The sequence below is a fragment of the Phytohabitans kaempferiae genome (assembly GCF_042433955.1).
GTDB classification, from domain to species: domain Bacteria; phylum Actinomycetota; class Actinomycetes; order Mycobacteriales; family Micromonosporaceae; genus Phytohabitans; species Phytohabitans kaempferiae.
The window spans coordinates 285,642-305,286 of record NZ_JBHLUH010000004.1; the positions used below are offsets into that span (position 1 = coordinate 285,642).

Genomic DNA, 19,645 nt, shown 5'->3' on the forward strand with positions numbered 1-19,645 from the left:
CAGCGCTGGCCACGCGCCGATCGGAGCGGGTCGTAGCCGAGCGGGCTGTGGTTGACTGGTGTCGTGCAGTTGCCAGGAGTGCTCGGCGAGCCGATCCGGTTCGTGCTCAACTGGGGCCGGCGCTATTCGCTGTGGGTCTTCAACTTCGGCCTGGCCTGCTGCGCCATCGAGTTCATCGCCACCAGCATGGGCCGCCACGACTTCATCCGGCTCGGCGTGATCCCCTTCGCGCACGGCCCCCGCCAAGCCGACCTCATGGTCGTCTCGGGCACGGTGACCGACAAGATGGCGCCCGCGATCAAACGCCTCTACGACCAGATGCCCGAGCCGAAGTACGTCATCTCGTTCGGCGCCTGCTCCAACTGCGGCGGCCCGTACTGGGACTCGTACTCGGTGACCAAGGGCGTCGACCAGCTCATCCCCGTCGACGTCTACGTGCCCGGCTGCCCGCCCCGCCCGGAGGCGCTGCTGCACGGCATCCTGCGGCTCCAGGAGAAGATCGCCGGCGAGCAGGCCGGCATCGGCGGCGTCGCGCGGCCCGACCCGCTGGCCAGCAGCGCCGAGGCACTTACCGCCCCGCTTGTCACCGCGCCGGAGACGCCCCACCGCCGGGTCGTGCTCTCCGATGAAGACCGAGACCGACCCACCTCGTAGACCTGCTTCCCCTTACGGCGCGCACGAGTCAGGAGTCGATTCTTGCTCGAGATGGTGCGGATGCTCCTCGACACGATGCTCAACCTCGGCCCCCGGGCCATGGCCGCCCGCAAGTCCAAGAAGAAGGCCCGGCTGGGCGCCGCGATCTTCCGCATCGTCGTGCTCGGGCAGGACATCGTCGAACGCGGAGACCGGATCATCCACCTCCTGTCGCTGGCCAAGGAGGTCTCCGCGCTCCGCCCCTCGGCCCCACCGCCCTATCACGGCTTTCCGTACCTGGGCGACGGCATCTTCACGCAGGCCCACTGGTACCGGGAGGTCGCCCGGGAGGTCAACGGCCAGATCTACGACCTGAGCGAGTTCGTCAACATGCTCGGCATGTACGCGGAGTGCGTCTCCCTCCTCGACCAGGAGAGTGTCAGCACGATCCGCGCCGGCATGTGGCGCAAGCAGCTCGCCATGGGCTCCTACGGGGGCATCTTCGGCCCGTACGAGCGCCTTGGCATGAAGACCGACAACCTCGGGATGCCCGTCGAGGGGCAGGCCCTGCGCATACCTGAGGTGTCGGCGGCCACGGTTTCCGAGATGGAACCGCTCAGCCCACGCAGCTACACGACCGTGGACTGGTCATTCTGGACGGTCGAATTCCCTCTGCGCCCGGCCGATCTGGAGCGGATCCACGAGCGGGTCGACAGCGGCGTCCTCCAGGCCCAGCTCGCCGACATCCGCTCCGGCCTCACGCAGCTCCGGGCCGCCCTGGACGAGCATTTCACCATCTCCGAGATCCTGCTGGAGCTGGCCCCTTCGATGAGCGGCTACAAGGACATCGTCGCCAGGTTCCGCCGCTGAGGGGCTGACGTGAGGTTCGCGTCGGAGACACACGCGGACCTCAACCCCGTGTTGGTGGGATCGTGGGACGGCGGAGGGTGCGGCTGCGGGAGCAGCGGCCTGGACCACGACGCACATCGCGGTAGCCCAAATCTTCGCTGAGGTGTGTGCGAACGGGCAGCTAGCGGGTCGCGCGGATGGCGGCCAGCGTCGTGTGCACGTCGAACGCCTCGCCGTCGTCGCTCGTCCAGCCGCCGTCGCTGCGTTGCGTCTCGGCCAGCCGCCGCCGGGCCGCGGTCAGCAGCCAGTCGTCCACCGCGACGCCGACGCGGCGCAGGGCGGAGGCCATCCAGGCGACATCGGCCGGCGTCATCTTCGGCAGCCGCTCGCCCAGCATGATCTGGATGCGGGCGGACTCGTAGAACATGTCCTGCCGGTGCAGCACCGCGGCGCTCAGCCACGCGCTGACCAGGAACGACCGCCACGAGCCGTCGGAGCCGATGTGCGCGGCGATGGCCTGGCCAGCGGGGCGGAGCACCGCACCGTACTGGCCGCCGCCCCAGCCGGCGTCGAGGTCGGACACGCTCAGCCAGAACGCGGCGTTGGCGGTCAGGTAGAGGCGCGCCTCGGGGTCGCCGGGCTTGGCCCACGGCGGTGCCTCGGCGGCGAGGGAGTCGTCCTCTTCCCACATGCTGTTGTGCTGCCGGCTGGCGAGCCAGTCGAGCCCGCGGCGGGCCGCCGGCCGGCCGAGCGCGCCGAGATCGTCGAGCTCGGCCAGCCGGAAGCACGTCGCGTCGATGGAGGCCACATCGGCCCCCCACGTGGCCGGCCAGCCGCCGTCGGCCGCCTGCCCGATCTCCGCCGTGGTGAGGATCTCTTCGCTCGGCACGGCGCCGGTGCGTAGGTAGGACAGGCGGGCCCGATCCACCGAGTCACCGCGGGCCACAACGAACCCGATCGCCCCGTCCATGTCGACCACGGCCGAAACCCTACCGGCGGACTCGAGGTTACGCCTCGGTAGGTCAGACAAGAGCGCAGGTCAGTAGGCCGGCAGGGAGGGGTCCACCTGCTTGATCCAGGCGAGCACTCCACCGTGTACGTGCACCGCGTCCTTGAAGCCCGCCGCCTTGAGCGCGGCCAGCGCCTCGGCCGAGCGGACGCCCGACTTGCAGTGCAGCACGATCTGCCGGTCTTGCGGGAAGCGGGAGAGCGCCTCGCCGGAGAGGATCTCGCCCTTGGGGATCAGTGTGGCCCCCGGGATGCGGACGATCTCGTACTCCGCGGCCTCGCGCACGTCGACCAGGAACACGTCCTTGCCCGACTCCTGCCAGTCCTTCAGCTCGCGGGCCGTGATCGTGGCGTCGACCACCGCCTCCTGGGCCTCAACCGACACCGCGCCGCAGAAGTCTTCGTAGTCTTCGAGCAGGTCGGTGACGGTCGGGTTTTCCCCGCAGAGCGCGCAGTTGGGGTCTTTACGGACCTTGATCTTCCGGTAGGACATCTCCAGCGCGTCGTAGACCATCAGCCCACCGACGAGCGGCTCGCCGACGCCGGTCAGCACCTTGATCGCCTCGGTGACCTGGATCGAGCCGATCGACGCGCAGAGCACGCCGAGCACACCGCCCTCGGCGCACGAGGGCACCATGCCGGGCGGCGGGGGCTCCGGGTAGAGGCAGCGGTAGCAGGGGCCGTGCTCGGCCCAGAAGACACTGGCCTGACCATCGAAGCGGTAGATCGAGCCCCACACGTACGGCTTGCCGAGCAGCACCGCCGCGTCGTTGACCATGTAGCGGGTCGCGAAGTTGTCGGTGCCGTCGACGATCAGGTCGTACTGCGAGAAGATCTCCCGCACGTTGTCGCGGTCGAGCGAGGTGTTGTGGATGACCACGTTGACGTACGGGTTGATCTCGCGCACCGAGTCGGCCGCCGACTCCGCCTTGGGGCGGCCGACATCCGACTGGCCGTGGATGACCTGCCGCTGGAGGTTGGACTCGTCGACGGTGTCGAAGTCGATGATGCCGAGCGTGCCGACGCCGGCCGCCGCGAGGTACATCAGTGCGGGCGAGCCCAGGCCACCGGCGCCCACACAGAGCACCTTCGCGTTCTTCAGCCGCTTTTGCCCGTCCATCGCGACGTCCGGGATGATCAGGTGGCGTGAGTAGCGGCGGATCTCGTCGACGGTGAGCTCAGGGGCGGGCTCGACGAGCGGGGGCAGCGACACGATGGACTCCCCGGAAGGTTAATGAGTGCGCTAACCGCACCATTGTTGCTCGCCGGTGACGCAAGCGGGCAATGACGTGGCCCACGGCCCAGAACGCGGGATCAGGGAATAGCCGGGCCGGAATGCCTGCGTCCGGCCAGGTACGGCCACGCGTTGGCGAGGCACCCCTTGAGCCCGTACGTCTGCTGCTGCATCACCGGGGCGGGCGAGCCGGGCGCCGGGCACGCCTCGTGTCCCTGCCCGAGCTGGTGCCCCACCTCGTGGTTTATCGCGTACGCCCGGTACGTCGACACCGGCGCGCCGTAGTCCGGTACGGCCGTGAGCCAGCGGGCGAGGTTGATGATGACCTGCCCGGGCAGGCGGCAGGAGGTGTACCCCTCGGTGTTGAGCCCGCCGACCGCGCACATCCGCTCCGAGGTGGCCGGCGTCGCCAGGTAGATGGTGAACTCGGCGGCCTCGCCCTTCGGAACCCGCTGGAGCCGCAGCGACCTTCCCGCGACCCAACTGCGCGAGTCGCCGAGCACCGCGTCCACCTCGGCGGCGAACGCGCCCACGTTCTGCCCGGTCCCGCCCTCCACGGCGACCCGGAAGCGGCGCAGCGTACCGGCCGTGCCGAGCACCTTCCCGCCGGTCGTGACCTCGGTGAACGAGCCGCTTCCCCGCTCCGGGTACGCGACCGCGGCCACCGGGCGGGTCGCCGGCGCGGACGGGGAACGCGTGGACGAGGGCGCGACCCGCGACGGCGTGGGCAGCGGGGTGGGCGAGAGCGACGGGGACGGGGACACGGACAGGGCTGGGGACGGGGTCGGCGAGAGCGAGGGGGACGGTGCCGCGGTCGGCGACGGCGCGGAGGTTGGCGTCGAAGGCGCGGGCTCCGGTGCCGCGACGGGGGCGGGCTGGGGCTGGTCCTGCGCCGCGTCGACCACCACGAGGCCGGTGCCGGCGAGCATGAGTACGAGCATGACCGTCCGCCGCCGCCGGTGACGCATCCGCTCCTCGGCGGTGCGCCGGGAGGCCGCCCGCGCGTCGGCTGGCGCCGTCCGGCGTGCGCCACGCCGCGCGGATTCACGCGGGGTGCGGGCCGCTGCCGGCGCGGGGGCACGGGTTGCGCGCGTCGTCATGGTCCACTCAGCGTGCCAGTGATCATGCGTTAAGTAGGCGAGGCACGCCGGCTTGTCCTAATTTATGCGGTTATTTGCGTGGCCCGGCGTAACGCTTCTCGTTGAGGAACGGCCACGCGTTCGCCGTACAGCCCTTGAGGTCGAGCGTCTGCTGCATCATCACCGGTGCCGGCCGCCCGCGCCGCGGGCACAGCTCGTGCCGGTGTCCCAGCCGGTGCCCCACCTCGTGGTTGACGACATAGTCCCGGTACGTCGAGAGCGGCACCTTCGCCGCCACGAAGTGGTCGACCGAGAGGCGCCACCGGTCGAGGTTGAGGATCACGGAGTTGCCGATCCGGCAGGAGGTGTACGGCCGCCCGCGCACCGTGATGTTCACCCCACCCGCCGCGCACATCCGCCCGGCCGTCTCCCGGGTCGCGAGGTGCACCGTGAAGTCGTGTGGCGAGCCGCGCGCCACGCGCTGCATGCGCAGGCCGCCGGCGGTCCAACTCAGCGGATGGCCGAGCGCCCCGTCCACCGCCGCCGCGAACTCCGCCAGGTCTTCGCCCGAGCCCTTCTCCACCGCCACGCGGTACCGCAGCAGTTTGCCGGAGCGCCCGTGGACCGGGCCGGCCGTGGTGGCGTACTCGAAACCGCCTGATCCCTTGGTCGGCACCGGTCCGGTGAGCCGGAGTACGGGCGGCGCCGGCCGAGGTGAGGCCGAGGCCGAGGGCGTGGGAGAAGCGGGTGGCGACGGCGGCGGCGTACTCTCCGGCGTCGTCGGGACCGGCGACGGCACCGGAGGCGCGGCGGGCGACAGGCCGACCGGGAAGACGGCCAGCCCCACCAGCGCGATCGCGGCGAGCGCGGCGACCCCGGCGGCAACGCCGAGGGCGCGACTCACGCCGGCGCCACCTGGGCGGACCCGGGTTTGGCGGCCGCCACTCCCACGCGGACGGCCCGGCTCGGCCGAGGTGGACGCTCGGCATCGGGCCGGCTCACCTCGTCGAGCATCGCCACCGCCGCGCGGGCCACCACCCTCGGCACCTCCATCTGGGCCACGTGCCCCACGCCGTCGAGGATGAGCAGGCGGCTGTCCGGGATCACGCGGGCCGCCTGCGGCGCGACCCGGATGTCGACGAGCTGATCCTGGCGGCCACCGATCACCAGCGTCGGCGCGGTGATCCGGGAGGCGATGCGCCAGAGCGAGCCGGCGCCCGGCAGGTACGCCCGGAGGAAGCAGGAGACCAGGCCGCGCAGCGAGCTGAGGTACGCCGGGATGTAGTGCGCCAGCTCGTACCGGATGCGGATCTCCTCGACCGCCTCCAGGCGGCGCATCTCGCTCACCCGCCTGGGATCGGCGAAGCAACTGTCGATGATCTGGTCTGCCATCTGCTCCGGCGTGACCCGCGTGAGCAGCCGCGTGGCAAGCCGGTCGCCACGCGGGATGGCGAGCAGCGGCAGTGCCCGGCTCTGCGACGAGCGGCGCGGGTCGAGGAAGGGCAGGGCGGGCGAAACCAGCGTCAGCGTGCGTACGAGGTCGGGACGCAGGCCCGCCACGCGTACGGAGATCGCCCCGCCCAACGAGTTGCCGAACAGGTGCACCGGCCCTCGCCCGGAGTGCTCGATCCACCGGATGACGCGGTCGGCGAAGGCGGCGATGGTGTAGCGGCGGGCCGGCTCACTGCGGCCGAAGCCGGGCAGGTCGATCGCCTGCCCCTCCAGCCGCCCGGCGAGCAGCCCGGCGAGGTCGGTCCAGTTGGTCGAGGAGCCGCCGAGGCCGTGCACGTACAGCGCGGGCTCGGCCCCGGGCGCGGTCGCCGGCGTGTCCCGGACGAGCAGGCGCGAACCGTCGAGCTCCACCAGCCGGCCCGGCCAGGGCGGTGCCTCGCCACCAGTGGGAAAGAGGTCGTCCGCTCCGAGTAACGCGCGCTTCATCGATCAATGATGCCCGGGGCTAGGCGAGTAATGCCTCTAGGCGGCGGTTTACCGCGTTGAGCGTCGCACGCACGACAGCTTGGCGCGGGTCGCCGGCCACGAGCGCGGAGCCGGCGAGCTGCTCGACCCAGCCGCCGCAGACCAGCAGCACCACGACCACCGCCACCTCGCAGCTGCCGAACGGCACCACGGCGGCGTGCTCGACGAAGCACTTGCCCCGGTCGCCGACCTGCTCGGCGGTGCTCAGCAGATCGTCCACAGCGGAGGCACCGGCCTCGGCGCAGAGCCGCAGCACATAGGCGTCGACTGCCGGCCCGTTGGCCCGCCCGGTGGCCCGCCGGTCGTCGGCCGCGAGCTTCACCTCGACCGTGGCGTCGAGCCCGAACGTGCTGACCTGCACCTCGTCGATCACGATGCGCGGCCCCGGCTTGCCCGCCGGCAGGGGGCGCGGCGGTGCGGCCTCGACGGGAGCGCTCTGACCCAAGGGGCCCTCCTCGCGCGCCCGGCGGGCCCGGCGGCGCGGTGTCTCGGGGGCCGGCCGTCGCTGGTCAGCGACCGAGCCGCCCGGCTGGGCGGGGAGGTAGGAACCGGTGGGCGCCGGATACGAACCGGAGGCGGTGGGCTCGGTGCGGGCGCGGGCCGGTGCGGCGGCCTGCCCCGCGGGCTCGCTCGGCGTGGACGCGTCCTTGGGCGCGGCGGCCAGGCCCATCCGGTCTTGCAGCAGCCGGGCGACGATCCGGCTGACCTCGGCCGGGTCGGCGCCGTCGGCGAGATCCAGGCGGAGGCTGTGTGCCCCCGCCTGGGTCGTACGCAGCGAGGCGTCCCGCACGCCTTCGACACCGCGCACGGCAGCCAGGATCGCCTGCACGTCGAAGCCCTCGGGGCGCTCCCGTGGCTGCACGTCGTCGCGACGCAAGTGGCTCCAGATCCGGGTGAGGTCAGGTCCGTCGGCGGGGGGCTCTGCGGGCGGCTCCGGCGCGGTCGGTACGTCCGGCTCGGCCGGAACCCGCTGCGGCAGCACGTCCGGCTCGGGTGTTCGCGCGGACGGGGCCGGTGTGACCGGGGCCGGGGCCGGCGGGCTCGGGACGACCGGCGGTGTCGCTGTGACGGCCTCGGCGGCCTGCGGCGCACCGGTCGTCAGCGGGTCACCGGCCAGGTCGGTGGGGCGGCGGGGGCCACGCGGATCGGCCGGCGCCGGCTCGGGGTGCGGCCACTCCTGCGCCCACGAGGCCATGCGGGGCGGTGCCGGTGTACGGGCGGGAAGCGGCGTGGCGGGACCCGGGCGGGCCGGCGGGGCGGACGGCGACACCGGCCGCTCGTAAAGCGAGGTGTCGTAGCCGGGCCGCTCGTACGGCGGCTGGGGCCGGAAGCCGGGCGGCACGTCGGCGGCCATGCCCGCGTCGCGCGTCTCCTGCCACTGCGGGGGAGCCGGCGGGGTGGCCGCCTGCGCCCGCGCGGCCGACGGGCCGAACGACGGGCGCGGCGGCGCGACCTGCGACACGCTCGGACCCTGCGGGGTCGGGCCGGACGGTGCGGCTTGGCGGCGCGCGGGCTCCTCGGCCGGCGGGCGGCGGGCGGGCAGCGCCTCCTCCGCGCCGTGCCGCGCCTCGTCGGCGCCGTGCCGGACCGCCTCGGGGCCGCGGCGGGCGCCCTCGGAGCCGTGGCGGGGCACGTCGGCCTGGGGCGCGGGGACGGCCTGAGCCGGCGACGCAGAACGGTCGACCACGATCGGCGGGATGGGCGTGACCTCGGAGAGGCCAGAGACCCGGGCGGCGTCTTCGAGATCCCCCTCGTACGGATAGGGCGGGGCGCTCGCCGGCACACGCAGGGCGATCGGGGCGGAGTCGGCACCGTTGACCCCGGGCCGGGCCTGCGGCTGGGGCGGCTGGGGGGCGGGGCTGAGCGGCGCGAGCAGGTCGGCGTAGCGGGGGGCCTCGGCCCAGCCGTGCCCGACCCCGCCGTCGGCCGCGCTGGTGCGCCAGCTCGGCGGCTGCACCGGCTCGGGGGCGGGCTCCAGCGCGGCACCGGCGTTTGACCACACCGCGTCGGCCGCCGCCCAGCCATTAAGCCGGGCCTGACCAGCGCTGTCAGCCTTACCGCCGCGGTCGGCACGCTCTCCGTGCGAACCCGCGCCGTTGCTACCTCCCGGCGTGACGCCACCGGGTTGCCCTGTTTCGTCCACCGTGCGCTCCTCGGTTGCCCCCGCTGAGGCTACCGTGTGCTGACAGCAGCGATAAGCCGCAACGTCCGGCCAGTTCCTGGGTAAGTAGATGTTTACCGATCCGAAGGATTGACCGAAAGTTCTAGGTTCATACGTGAAAGACGAGGTGACGGCATGGCCGTAGGGTCGGGAAGCGCGCCGCCGACGGGCCGGCCCACGCGCCTGCCGCGTTCCGCGCGCCGAAAGCAGCTCCTGGAGGCGGCCCAGGAGGTCTTCGTGGCGCAGGGATACCACGCCGCCGCCATGGACGACATCGCCGAGCGCGCGGGCGTCTCCAAGCCGGTCCTCTACCAGCACTTCCCCGGAAAGCTCGAGCTCTACCTGGCGCTGCTCGACACGCACTGCGAGGCGATCGTGGCGAAGGTGCAGAGCGCGATGACCGCCACCAACGACAACAAGGAGCGCGTACGCGGCGCGGTGCAGGCCTACTTCGACTTCGTCGACCACGAGAGCGAGGCGTTCCGGCTGGTCTTCGAGTCCGACCTGCGCAACGAGCCGGCGGTGCGGGAGCGGGTCGAGCGAGTGGAGAGCGGCTGCATCGCCGCGATCACCGACACGATCATCTCGGACACCGGCGTGAGCCGGGCGCGCGCCGAGCTGCTGGCGTCGGGCCTGGTGGGCGCGGCGGAGACGGCGGCGCAGTTTTGGCTGGCTGCGGGCCGCCAGGTGCCGAAGGCGGAGGCGGAGGCGCTGCTGGCCGCGCTGACCTGGCGCGGCATCGCGAGCTTCCCGCTCCAGGGCGAGCCGAGCTGACACACCGCGCGAGGCGTGGGCGGGGCGCGCGGTGTGAGCGCGCTGACGCACCGCTCCGCGCAGGGCGAAACGCGGGTTGTGAGCCGAGCGGAGGTTCCCGCACGGCGGTCAGTTACGGTTGCACCGGCGGAGCTTCCGTCGCGATAGAGGAGGGTCACGTGGAGGTCAAGATCGGCGTGCAGTACGCCCCGCGCGAGCTCGTGATCGAGAGCGCGCAGACGCCGACCGAGGTGGAGAAGATCGTGACCGACGCGATCGCGTCCGACGGCGGCGTGCTGTCGCTTCAGGACGAAAAGGGCCGGCGGATCATCGTGCCGGTCGGGAAGGTGGCCTACGTGGAGATCGCTGAGGCGTCGCCGCGCCCGGTCGGTTTCACTGCCCGCTAGGGCAAGCCACAGCGGTGGCCCGACGCGCCGCGCGGGCGGGGGCGACCCTCGCCTCGACGGCGTGAGTCAGTTGTTGAGGCCGGCCGCGGCCATCCGCGCGGTATGCGCCGCGGTCAGCCGCTTCAGGAGCGCCTGCACACCAGCCTGGTCTCCCGAACCCTCCACGATCAGGATGGTGAGCGCGACCCGCTCGCCGGCCATCCGCTGCGCCTGCGAGAGCCCTTCCCCGACCAGGCGGCGGGCCCACATCGAGAGCCGGTTGGACACCTTGGGGTCGACGGCGATCGCGGCGCGGATCTCGCCGGCGGCGAAGTCGGTGTACTGCGAGTCGTGCAGCACGTCGAGCACCAGGTCACGATCCTCCGGTGCGAGAAACGCGGCGACCTCGCGGAAGAAGTCGTCGGCGATGCCGTCCCACACGTACGCCTTCGTGAGCGCCTCCAGCCAGTCTTTCGGCTCGGTCAGCTGGTGGTACTCCTGGAGGGCCACCACATAGGGTCCCATCGCCGCGTCGGGGTCGGCGCCCAGCTCGGTGAGGCGGCCGGCGATGCGGCGGTAGTTGACGATCTCCACGGCGGCCATCTCGCTGAGCACCGCCCGCCGCCGCAGGTCTGGGGCGAGCCGGGCGTCGGCCGCCATCCGGTCGAAAGCCAGCAGCTCGGCGTAGGCGACCATGCCGAGCAGCTCGACGACGGCGGAGCCCGGTTGAGCCACCTCGGACACGCTTCGGGAGACTTCTGTCACGCCCGCAGGTTACTCCCGGTTGCTCGTCCGCGCGGTGTGAGCGGTGCCCGGTGCTCGGGCTGGCGGACACAATCTGAGCACGGTTCGCCCACGTCAGGTAGCATTGCGCAAGTTGCCGCTGGCCAGAGATCGTTCGAACCCCAGCCGGCGGAGCGCGTGCGGCCCGCGATCGCATCGACCACCGCTTTCGCGCGTGGCCCGCGCCAGACCGAATGAGCGCCCTAGGACGAAACGGGGCGCACCACGAGAGGGCACCCCTAAAACTCCATGAGCGAGCAAACCAACGAAATCAGTGCAAACGGGAGCTTCCCGGTCACCAGCAGCGATGCGAAGACGGCCGTGAGCGACACCGAAGAGACCATCACGCGGGCCCCGGTCCGCCCCGACAGCCCCACCTTCGCCGATCTGGGCGTCCGCCCGGAGACCGTCGAGGCGCTGGGAAATGTGGGCATCACCAGGGCTTTCGCGATCCAGGAGTACACGCTGCCGATCGCGCTGCGCGGCTCCGACCTGATCGGCCAGGCGCCCACCGGCACCGGCAAGACGCTCGGTTTCGGCGTGCCGCTGCTCGAGCGGGTCTTCGCGCCCGCCGAGGGCAGCGACGGCGTGCCGCAGGCGCTGGTCGTCGTACCGACCCGTGAGCTAGGCCTCCAGGTGGCCAAAGACCTGGCCGCCGCGGGGCGCACCAGGGGCGTGCGCGTGCTGCCGATCTACGGCGGCGTGGCGTACGAGCCGCAGATCGAGGCGCTCCGCGCGGGCGTCGAGATCCTGGTCGGCACGCCCGGCCGCCTGCTCGACCTGACCAAGCAAAAGCGGCTCCGCCTCGACCGCGTGCACGCGCTCGTGCTCGACGAGGCCGACCGGATGCTCGACCTGGGCTTCCTCGACGACGTTGAGAAGATCCTGGCGATGTTGCCGGAAGACCGCCAGACCATGCTCTTCTCGGCCACGATGCCCGATCCGATCGTGGCCCTGGCCCGGCGCTTCCTGCGCCATCCGGTGACCATCCACGCCGGCCACAGCGCCGAGACGGGCGCGTCGCCGCTGACCAAGCAGGTCGCCTACCGCACGCACCCGATGAACAAGATCGAGGTGCTCTCCCGCATCCTCCAGGCGGAGGGGCGGAGCCTCACGATGATCTTCACGCGCACCAAGCGGGCCGCCGACCGGGTCGCCGAAGACCTCGACTTCCGCGGCTTCGCGGCCGCGGCAGTCCACGGTGACCTGGGGCAGGGCGCGCGCGAGCGGGCGCTGCGGGCGTTCCGGGCCGGCAAGATCGACGTACTCGTCGCCACCGACGTCGCCGCCCGCGGCCTCGACGTCTCCGGCGTCACCCACGTGATCAACTACGACTGCCCGGAAGACCCCGACACGTACACGCACCGCATCGGGCGCACCGGCCGGGCTGGCGCGAGCGGCGTCGCGGTCACCTTCGTCGACTGGGAAGACATGCCCCGCTGGCGACTGATCGACAAGTCGCTGGGGCTGGAGATGCCCGAGCCGCCGGAAACCTACCACACCTCGGCGTGGCTCTACACCGACCTCGACATCGCCACCGACGTGTCCGGCACGCTGCCCACCGCCGAGCGCACACGCGCCGGCCTCTCGGCCGAGGCCGAGGAAGACCTGGGCGGCCGCGGACGCGCCGGTGGTCGCCGCCGCGGCCAGGCCACGGCCCGTGGGCGGTCCCGCTCCCGCTCTGGTACGAGCGACGGGCGCGAGCCCGCCGCCGATCCGTCGGAGTCCGGCGAGCCGACCGCCCCTCGCCGCCAGCGCCAGCGCCGCCGCGCCGGTGAGGTGGTCTCCGCTCCCGCCGAGAACACACCGGCCGAGCCCGCTACGGCGACCGCCGATCCCTCCGCCGCCACCAAGCCGCGCCGCCGCCGCCGTCGCCGCCGCGGCGGTGCCGGCAGCACCGGACCCGCGTCCGACACCACGGCGTGATCCCGGCCCCGGCCGGGGTTGGCCTGTGTAGACGCGGAGGGTGAGGCCGCGGGAGCAGCGGGCCTGGGCCGCGGCGGACATCGCGGTAGCCCAGATCTGTCTTGGCCCTGTAAACAGAGGCCCCTCCGCCGAGAGTGACAAACCTCGGCGGAGGGACCGCCCCGGTGAGCTGCGGGTCACACCGGGGAGCCGTGGGTCAGCTGACCGTGCAGGGGGCCAGCGCGTCGAGACCCACGGGACGCGCGTCGATCCGGCCGATGGCCGTCGCGATCCGGTTGATCGTGGCGAAGCGCTTGTCCTCCAGCGGCCCGAGGATCGCGTTCCGCACGAAGTTGGGGCCGCCCTGGCCCACACTGCTGACCAGCCGTGCGTTCGCCTCGGCGATCTGGGTCTCCAACTGCGCCAGGTTGCGGTCGACCTCGGCCCGCGCGCCGGCCGGCACGGCCGGGAGCTGGCTCTCCACGTCGGGGCAGCTGATCGTGCCGGCCTCGGCGGCCGGCGGCTGCTCGGCCGGCTGCTCCTCCGCGGGCGGCTGCTCGGCCGGCGGCTCACCGCCCGGCGCCTCCGGGTCCTCGACCGCCCCGCCACCGCCGCCGGCCGTACCCAGCGTGCACGTGGCCAGCGACTCCAGGCCCTGCGGACGCGTCCCCTGGCGGCCGATCGAGATGGCTATCCGGTCGATCGTGGCGACCCGCTTGGACTTCAGCGGACCGAGGATGGAGTTCTGTGCGAAGTTGGGGCCGCCCTGCCCCTGGCTGGTCGCGATTCGGCGGTTCGCCTCGTCGATCTGCGTGTTGAGCAGCGCGAGGTTTCGCGATACCTCGGCCTGCGCGGACGCCGGCACGGCGGGCAGCTTGTCGCCCACGGTCGGGCAGTCGACGGTCGGCGCGGCGGACTCGCCACCCGCGGCGGCCACTCCGATGCCCGTACCAAAGATGGCGAGCGCCACACCGACGGTGACGGTGACCTTCCAGCGGCGGCTGATCTCTCTGCTCCTGGACATGCGCGTGAAATCTCCTGCTGTGGTGGAGAAGCGCCGTCCGATGACTGAGTGCCATCCGCTTCGCACGTCATTACGTTGGGAAGGCTCCCACGGTTCAACACGCACTGTGGTGGCTAGGCTTCACCGCATGGTGCGCCCGCTCGACGACGCGCTCGCCGAGGTGCGGGCGCTGCTGCTGGACCCCGGGCTCACCCGGGCCGTCGCCGCTGGCCGGCGCCGAGGCCAGGCGCCCTCGGTGGTGCGCGCGGAGGTCCGCCCGGTCACGCTCAAGGGCGGCGTCCGGCTCCAGATCGTGACCAACGACGGCGCCCGTCCGCACACGCGCAACGTGGCGCCCGGTCCGGAGGCGGGGGCGGCGGTCGACGCGCTGCTCGCCGAGCCGTTTGGCAACTGGCACGTGGAGACGGCCGACGCGACCGTGCAGCTACGGGTCACCAAGAAGGGTGAGGCCCAGGTGCACCGGGCCAGCGCCGAGCGCTCGGCCGAGCCGGCGGCGCACGACCGGGCCAAGGAGTACCTGCTCGACCCCGGCGACCCGCTCTTCGACGCGATCGGCGGCACCGCGGCGAAACGGCGGCAAGTGGACGCGTTCCTGCGCGCGCTGGCCGCCACCGTCTCACCCCTCCCGAAGCGGCTGCGGGTGGTCGACCTGGGGTGCGGCAACGCCTACCTCACCTTCGCCGCCTACCGCTACCTGGCCGGGCAGGGCGTCGATGTAGAGGTTGTCGGCGTCGACGTGCGCGAAGACCAACGCCAGCGCAACACCGAGCTGGCCGAGCGGCTGGGCTGCGCCGGCGAGGTGCGCTTCGTGGCCGGCACGATCGCCGGCGCGCGGGTCGATCTCCAGCCCGACCTGGTGCTCGCGCTGCACGCCTGCGACACCGCGACCGACGAGGCGCTCGCCCGCGCGGTGCGGTGGGACGCGGAGTGGGTCCTCGCCGCCCCCTGCTGCCACCACGACGTCGCCGCGCAGTTGAAGGCGGGGGCGGCTCCCGAGCCGTACCCGCTGCTGACCCGGCAGGGCATCCTCCGCGAGCGCTTCGCCGACGTCCTCACCGACGCGCTGCGGGCGGGGCTGCTGCGCCTGCACGGCTATCGCGTGGAGGTGGTGGAGTTCGTCGACTCCCGCCACACGCCGCGCAACCTGTTGCTGCGGGCTCGGCGCACCGGCACCGCGCCGACCGAGGCGCAGCGGGCGGAGTACACGCGGCTGGCGGACGAGTGGGGCGTGACGCCCGCGCTGCAACGCCTGCTCACATCTCGAGCGTGAACTCCGCTGTGTGCACGGTGCCGGCGACCTGGAAGTCGAAGTACATCCGGTAACGGCCGGTGCTCGGCGCCGTCAACCAGAACTTCACCGCCCCGTCGATCAGCTCGGGCTCGGGGTGCACGTGCACGTACCCCAGGTCGCCCTCGCGGAGCACCACCAGGTGGCCGTACGCCCCGAGGTACCGCTCCAGCGCGGCGGTCTCAGCCGTGCCGCCGGGCGCGACGGTGATACCGGGCGCCGCCAGGTCGCCGGGCGCGGCTGTGCCGCCGGGCGTCGCTGTGCTGCCGGGCGCGGCTGTGCTGCCGGGCGGCGCCGAGGCGCTGGGCGCGACCGTGAAGAGGAGCGGCTGGACGACGCCGGTGCGCGGTGTGCCCCGGTAGCTGACCGCGAAGCCGCCGGCGCTCGCCTCGGTCGCGGCGGCCGGTAGCGCGCGCGGCGCGTAGTCGCCGCGGACCACCAGGTCGGTGCCGAGGGTGAGGGCGGTCTGCGTGCCGGGCGTGTCGACGGTGAAGTCGGCGTACGCCCGCCAGGTGCCCGGCTCGCCCAGCGTCAGCGGCACGCTCCACCGGCCGTCCGCCGCCATCGTGGGGTGCAGGTGCTGGTAGCCGGTCAGGTCGCGGCGCACGACGATCATGTGCAGCGGCTTCTCGTGCACGATCGCGAAGTCGGTGACCGGCCGCTGCTCGGCCCCCACGATCCGGAAGGCGAACTCGGCCGGCTTGCCGGCGGCGAAGGTGGTGCTCTCCGGCACCAGCGTGTAGCCGCTCGCGCTGATCTCCAACCCACCGGCGGCGGCGCCCGTGCTGCCGCCTCCGTGCGAGTGCGGCCCGGTGCCCGGGGTGTGGGAGTGGTCGGCGGGCGTGGTGACACTGGGCGCCGCCACGGCTGCCGTGGGCCGGGACGTGTCTCCGCTGGTCAGCCGCCCCAGCCCGAAACCTCCGATGAGCGCGACCACCACACCGGCGACGATGAAGGCGGCGCGACCGCTGCCGCTGGGCCGCGGGGTTGGCTCGCTCGGCTCGTTCACGGATTCCAGTATGGGGGTTCGATGTGATCCAATGTTTCTGACCTATTCCGTCGCTTTTGTCAGATATAGCTCGTTGGTACCTTCGTGTTCGGATCACTCGCTCCCCTGGTGGCGGCACTCACCGCGGCGGCCACCCTCCTGCCGGCGCCCGCTGCGGCCGACCCGCGGGGCGACCAGTTGGACGGCAAGCTGTACGCCGCCACCGAGCGCCTCGAGCAGGTGATCGAGGAGTACAACGAGGTCCGCGACGACCTGCGGACCACTCACCGCAAGCTGGCCGAGCTGGCCGAGCAGACCCGCCCGCTGGAGCGCGCCGTCGCCGTGCGGCAGGCCCGGGTCGCGTTGATCGCGCGGGCCGAGTACCGGAACAGCGGCGCCGGCCCCGTGCTCGCCGTGCTCACCGCCGACTCGCCCGAGGACTTCGCGGACCGGCTGCTCGTACTCGACCGCCTCGCCGCCGAGCAGCGCGCCGCGGTCGAGCAGCTCACCGCGGCGCGGTCCCGGTACGAGCAGAGCCGCCGCGCGCTGGAGACGGCCGCCAAGCAGCAGCAGGCGCAGCAGGAGCGGCTCACCAACCGCCGCGAGCAGGTGGAACGGGACATCGCCCAACTGGAACGGCTGCGCGTGCGGAGCGGCTACCGCCCGGCGACCGGGGTACGCGGCTTCAAGCCGGTCTTCTCCCCCGGCCAGGCCGGCACGGCGGTCCGGTTCGCGTACGCCCAGCTCGGCAAGGCCTACCGCTTTGGCGCCGGGGGCCCGGACGCGTACGACTGCTCGGGACTCACCTCGGCGGCTTGGAGCCGGGCCGGGGTCACGCTCCCGCACAACGCGCGGCGGCAGCAGCGGGCGGTGCAGCGGGTCGACCGCTCCGACCTACGCCCCGGCGACCTGGTCTTCTACTACCGGAACGTGCGGCACGTGGGCATGTACGTGGGGAGCGGCAAGATAATCCACGCCCCGCAGCACGGCGAGCCAGTACGCATCGACAACGTCGACTATCAGCCGGTGCACAGCTTCGGCCGCCCCGGCTAGTGCGGTGGCCACTGACGTTCACCGGCTGACCGGCGGCCTTCGGCCGCTGGCCAGCCGGGCCGGCGAAGCCGGCAAGGGTTAGTGGTCACCGCACCAAAGCAGGTTTGCCGCCTCGCCATCCGCGACGAGGAAGCAAGCCGCTGCGCGTCCGACCCCTTGGTCTGGGGATCGCGGAGGGTGAGGCTGCGGGAGCACCGCTCTGGACCACGACGCACGTCGCGGTAGCCCGTGTCGAGGCGCTTGGGCTGACGTTGCGGCGGGCGCCGGCGCTGGGCATCGCGGCGGTAAGTGCGGCGGCCAGATCTGTCAGCCGGAGACCGCCAGCGCGAGCGGGAGCACCAGCGGGGCGCCGGCCAGGCGGAGCTGGCGGGCCGCCACTGTCATCGTCCAGCCGGAGTCGACCAGGTCGTCGACGAGCAGCACCGGACCGTCCAGTGTGGCCAGTCGCGCGGCGAGCTCGTCGGGGATCGCGAACGCCTCGTGCAGCGCGCGGACCCGCTGGGCGCTGTTGCCCCGGGGGCCGCCGCCCTCGCCTGACGGGAGCAGCGCGCCGAGCACCGGCAGGCGCCCGACCGTCGCGATGTGCTCGGCCAGGCCGCGGATGAGCTCGGGATGGCGGCGCGAGCCGACCGCGACGATGCCCACCGGACGGGCGGGCCACGGGTCGTCGCCGCGCGCCCAGGTCTTGAGCACCTCGACCACCGCGCCCGCCACGTCGGCCGGCAGCGCGGCATCCTGGGCGTCGGGGCCGGCGACCAGCCGCAGCCGGGAGCCCCAGCCCAGGTCGGAGAGGCGCCCCACCGCGCGGCCGCTCGCCGCCTGCTCGGCTGGCGGGATCTTGCCGCGCAGCGGGACGCCGACCTGCTCCAGGCCGGTGGGCCAGAGCTTCTTCGGCGGGATCTCGACGCCCGCCCGGCCCAGGAACGCCTGCGCCGCCGCCACCGCGGGCGCCGACACCTCGGCGTCGAAGCGCGGGCCGGCGCAACGGTCGCACCGCCCACAGGGGACGGCGCCGGGATCGTCGAGGCACCGGCGCAGAAACTCCATCCGGCAGCCGTCGGTCGCCGCGTACTCCCGCATCGCCTGCTGCTCGGCCGTGCGCGCCTCGGCCACACGGCGCAGGCGGGCCGCATCATAGGCCCACGGCTCACCGGTCGCCAGCCAGCCGCCGCGGACCCGGCGCACGGCACCGTCGACGTCGAGCACCTTGAGCATCAGCTCCAGCCGCGTGCGCCGCAGGTCGACGATCGGCTCCAGCGCGGGCGTCGAGAGTGGACGGTCGGTGGTGAGCGCCGCCAGCACGGTGCGCACCTGCTCTTCCGGCGGGAACGCGAGCGAGGCGAAGTAGCGCCAGATCGCGGCGTCTTCGGCGCCCGGCAACAGCAGCACCTCGGCCTGCTCGACCGCGCGGCCGGCGCGCCCGACCTGCTGGTAGTACGCGATCGGCGACGGCGGCGCGCCCAGGTGCACCACGAAGCCGAGGTCGGGCTTGTCGAAGCCCATGCCGAGCGCGGACGTGGCGACGAGCGCCTTGACCTTGTTGTCGAGCAGATCCTGCTCGGCCGAGCGGCGGTCGGTGTCGTCGGACTGCCCGGTGTAGGAGGCGACCGCGTAGCCCCGGGAGCGCAGGAACTCGGCCGTCTCCCCCGCCGCGGCGACCGTGAGCGTGTAGATGATGCCGGAGCCGGGGAGCTGGTCGAGGTGGTCGGCGAGCCAGGCCAGGCGGTGGGCCGCGGTGGTGAGGTCGAGCACGGCCAGGCGGAGCGAGTCGCGGTCGAGCGGCCCGCGCAGCACGAGCGCGTCACCGAGCTGGTCGGCGACGTCGGCGGTGACCCGGGCATTGGCGGTGGCGGTGGTGGCCAGCACCGGAGTGCGCTGCGGCAGCCCGGCCAGAAACGTGCGCAGTCGCCGGTAGTCGGGGCGGAAGTCGTGCCCCCAGTCGGAGACGCAGTGTGCCTCGTCGACCACGAGCAGGCCGGTGGTGGCCGCCAGCCGGGGCAGCACGGTGTCGCGGAAGTCGGGATTGTTGAGCCGCTCGGGGCTGATCAGCAGCACGTCGACCGCGCCGGCCCGGATCTCGTCGGTGATCTGGCTCCACTCGTCGAGATTGGCCGAGTTGATCGTGCGGGCCCGGATGCCGGCGCGGGCCGCCGCCTCGACCTGGTTGCGCATGAGCGCGAGCAGCGGCGACACGATGACCGTCGGCCCGGCCGTGGCATCTTCGCGCAGGAGGGCGGTGGCCACGAAGTAGACGGCGGACTTGCCCCAGCCGGTGCGCTGCACGCAGAGGACCCGCCGCCGCCCCGCGACCAGCGCCTCGATCGCTCGCCACTGGTCTTCGCGCAGCTTGGCATGGTCGCCCGCCAGGCGGCGGAGAATGGCTTCGGCTCGTTCCCGCATCGCCCCTTCCTATCAGCCTCCGGGCCGTCCGGCAGCCCGACGCACGCCGATCAAGGCACGCCCGTGCCGCCGGGCCGTCCGGCAGCCCGACGCACGCCGATCAAGGCACGCCCGTGCCGCCGGC

Annotated in this window: 17 protein-coding genes; 7 read left to right on the plus strand and 10 right to left on the minus strand. The window is 73.1% G+C overall.

Features of this window, described 5'->3' with window-relative positions:
* Nucleotides 1–63: 63 nt before the first annotated feature.
* Entirely contained in the window at nucleotides 64–654 is a 591-nt protein-coding gene (locus tag ACFFIA_RS02510) for an NADH-quinone oxidoreductase subunit B (protein ID WP_377244586.1), read from the plus strand.
* A gap of 42 nt (nucleotides 655–696) precedes the next feature.
* Nucleotides 697–1,503 (plus strand): hypothetical protein, encoded by an 807-nt coding sequence (locus ACFFIA_RS02515; protein WP_377244589.1) that lies wholly within the window; start codon nucleotides 697–699, stop codon nucleotides 1,501–1,503.
* A gap of 160 nt (nucleotides 1,504–1,663) precedes the next feature.
* On the opposite strand, the gene ACFFIA_RS02520 is transcribed toward ACFFIA_RS02515, so the two are convergent.
* The 6 genes from ACFFIA_RS02520 to ACFFIA_RS02550 form a co-directional block, all read right to left on the minus strand.
* Nucleotides 1,664–2,452 carry a prenyltransferase/squalene oxidase repeat-containing protein gene (locus ACFFIA_RS02520; RefSeq protein ID WP_377245669.1) on the minus strand — a complete coding sequence of 263 codons (789 nt, stop codon included), beginning with the start codon at nucleotides 2,450–2,452 and terminating at the stop codon, nucleotides 1,664–1,666.
* Nucleotides 2,453–2,521: 69 nt separating this feature from the next.
* Nucleotides 2,522–3,703, minus strand: coding sequence for an adenylyltransferase/sulfurtransferase MoeZ (moeZ, locus tag ACFFIA_RS02525; protein ID WP_377244592.1), 1,182 nt, complete (start codon nucleotides 3,701–3,703; stop codon nucleotides 2,522–2,524).
* A gap of 101 nt (nucleotides 3,704–3,804) precedes the next feature.
* Nucleotides 3,805–4,824 (minus strand): DUF3152 domain-containing protein, encoded by a 1,020-nt coding sequence (locus ACFFIA_RS02530; protein ID WP_446686955.1) that lies wholly within the window; start codon nucleotides 4,822–4,824, stop codon nucleotides 3,805–3,807.
* Nucleotides 4,825–4,894: 70 nt separating this feature from the next.
* The gene (locus tag ACFFIA_RS02540; RefSeq protein ID WP_377244601.1) at nucleotides 4,895–5,707 is read right to left on the minus strand and encodes a DUF3152 domain-containing protein; all 813 of its coding nucleotides are present in this window, start codon (nucleotides 5,705–5,707) and stop codon (nucleotides 4,895–4,897) included.
* Nucleotides 5,704–6,741, minus strand: coding sequence for an alpha/beta fold hydrolase (locus tag ACFFIA_RS02545; RefSeq protein WP_377244604.1), 1,038 nt, complete (start codon nucleotides 6,739–6,741; stop codon nucleotides 5,704–5,706). Before ACFFIA_RS02545 ends, ACFFIA_RS02540 begins: the two co-directional genes overlap by 4 nt.
* Nucleotides 6,742–6,760: 19 nt before the next feature.
* Nucleotides 6,761–8,923 (minus strand): hypothetical protein, encoded by a 2,163-nt coding sequence (locus ACFFIA_RS02550; protein WP_377244607.1) that lies wholly within the window; start codon nucleotides 8,921–8,923, stop codon nucleotides 6,761–6,763.
* A gap of 153 nt (nucleotides 8,924–9,076) precedes the next feature.
* Here ACFFIA_RS02550 and ACFFIA_RS02555 point away from each other — a divergent pair, with 153 nt between their 5' ends.
* Together ACFFIA_RS02555 and ACFFIA_RS02560 are read left to right on the plus strand one after the other, a co-directional pair.
* A complete protein-coding gene (locus tag ACFFIA_RS02555) occupies nucleotides 9,077–9,715 on the plus strand; it encodes a TetR/AcrR family transcriptional regulator (protein ID WP_377244610.1) in 639 nt (212 codons plus the stop codon).
* Between the two features lie 158 nt (nucleotides 9,716–9,873).
* On the plus strand, nucleotides 9,874–10,101 hold the full coding sequence (locus ACFFIA_RS02560) for a DUF3107 domain-containing protein (RefSeq protein ID WP_377244613.1): 228 nt from the start codon (nucleotides 9,874–9,876) through the stop codon (nucleotides 10,099–10,101).
* A 66-nt stretch (nucleotides 10,102–10,167) separates the two neighbouring features.
* On the opposite strand, the gene ACFFIA_RS02565 is transcribed toward ACFFIA_RS02560, so the two are convergent.
* On the minus strand, nucleotides 10,168–10,845 hold the full coding sequence (locus tag ACFFIA_RS02565; RefSeq protein WP_377244616.1) for a ferritin-like fold-containing protein: 678 nt from the start codon (nucleotides 10,843–10,845) through the stop codon (nucleotides 10,168–10,170).
* Nucleotides 10,846–11,112: 267 nt separating this feature from the next.
* Here ACFFIA_RS02565 and ACFFIA_RS02570 point away from each other — a divergent pair, with 267 nt between their 5' ends.
* Nucleotides 11,113–12,789, plus strand: a complete 1,677-nt coding sequence (locus tag ACFFIA_RS02570) for a DEAD/DEAH box helicase (protein ID WP_377244619.1) — start codon at nucleotides 11,113–11,115, stop codon at nucleotides 12,787–12,789.
* 196 nt (nucleotides 12,790–12,985) lie between these two features.
* Here the strand turns inward: ACFFIA_RS02570 and ACFFIA_RS02575 are convergent, their stop codons facing one another.
* A complete protein-coding gene (locus tag ACFFIA_RS02575; RefSeq protein WP_377244622.1) occupies nucleotides 12,986–13,792 on the minus strand; it encodes a hypothetical protein in 807 nt (268 codons plus the stop codon).
* Between the two features lie 127 nt (nucleotides 13,793–13,919).
* Here ACFFIA_RS02575 and ACFFIA_RS02580 point away from each other — a divergent pair, with 127 nt between their 5' ends.
* A complete protein-coding gene (locus tag ACFFIA_RS02580; protein WP_377244625.1) occupies nucleotides 13,920–15,062 on the plus strand; it encodes a class I SAM-dependent methyltransferase in 1,143 nt (380 codons plus the stop codon).
* Here ACFFIA_RS02580 and ACFFIA_RS02585 read toward each other — a convergent pair.
* On the minus strand, nucleotides 15,046–16,089 hold the full coding sequence (locus tag ACFFIA_RS02585; RefSeq protein WP_377244628.1) for a DUF8832 domain-containing protein: 1,044 nt from the start codon (nucleotides 16,087–16,089) through the stop codon (nucleotides 15,046–15,048). The two genes, ACFFIA_RS02580 and ACFFIA_RS02585, sit on opposite strands and share 17 nt — an antisense overlap.
* Before the next feature lie 84 nt (nucleotides 16,090–16,173).
* Between ACFFIA_RS02585 and ACFFIA_RS02590 the strand changes: the two genes are divergently transcribed.
* Nucleotides 16,174–17,121, plus strand: coding sequence for a C40 family peptidase (locus tag ACFFIA_RS02590; RefSeq protein WP_377244631.1), 948 nt, complete (start codon nucleotides 16,174–16,176; stop codon nucleotides 17,119–17,121).
* A gap of 306 nt (nucleotides 17,122–17,427) precedes the next feature.
* Here ACFFIA_RS02590 and ACFFIA_RS02595 read toward each other — a convergent pair whose 3' ends face one another.
* On the minus strand, nucleotides 17,428–19,521 hold the full coding sequence (locus ACFFIA_RS02595) for a RecQ family ATP-dependent DNA helicase (protein WP_377244634.1): 2,094 nt from the start codon (nucleotides 19,519–19,521) through the stop codon (nucleotides 17,428–17,430).
* Nucleotides 19,522–19,645: the final 124 nt, after the last annotated feature.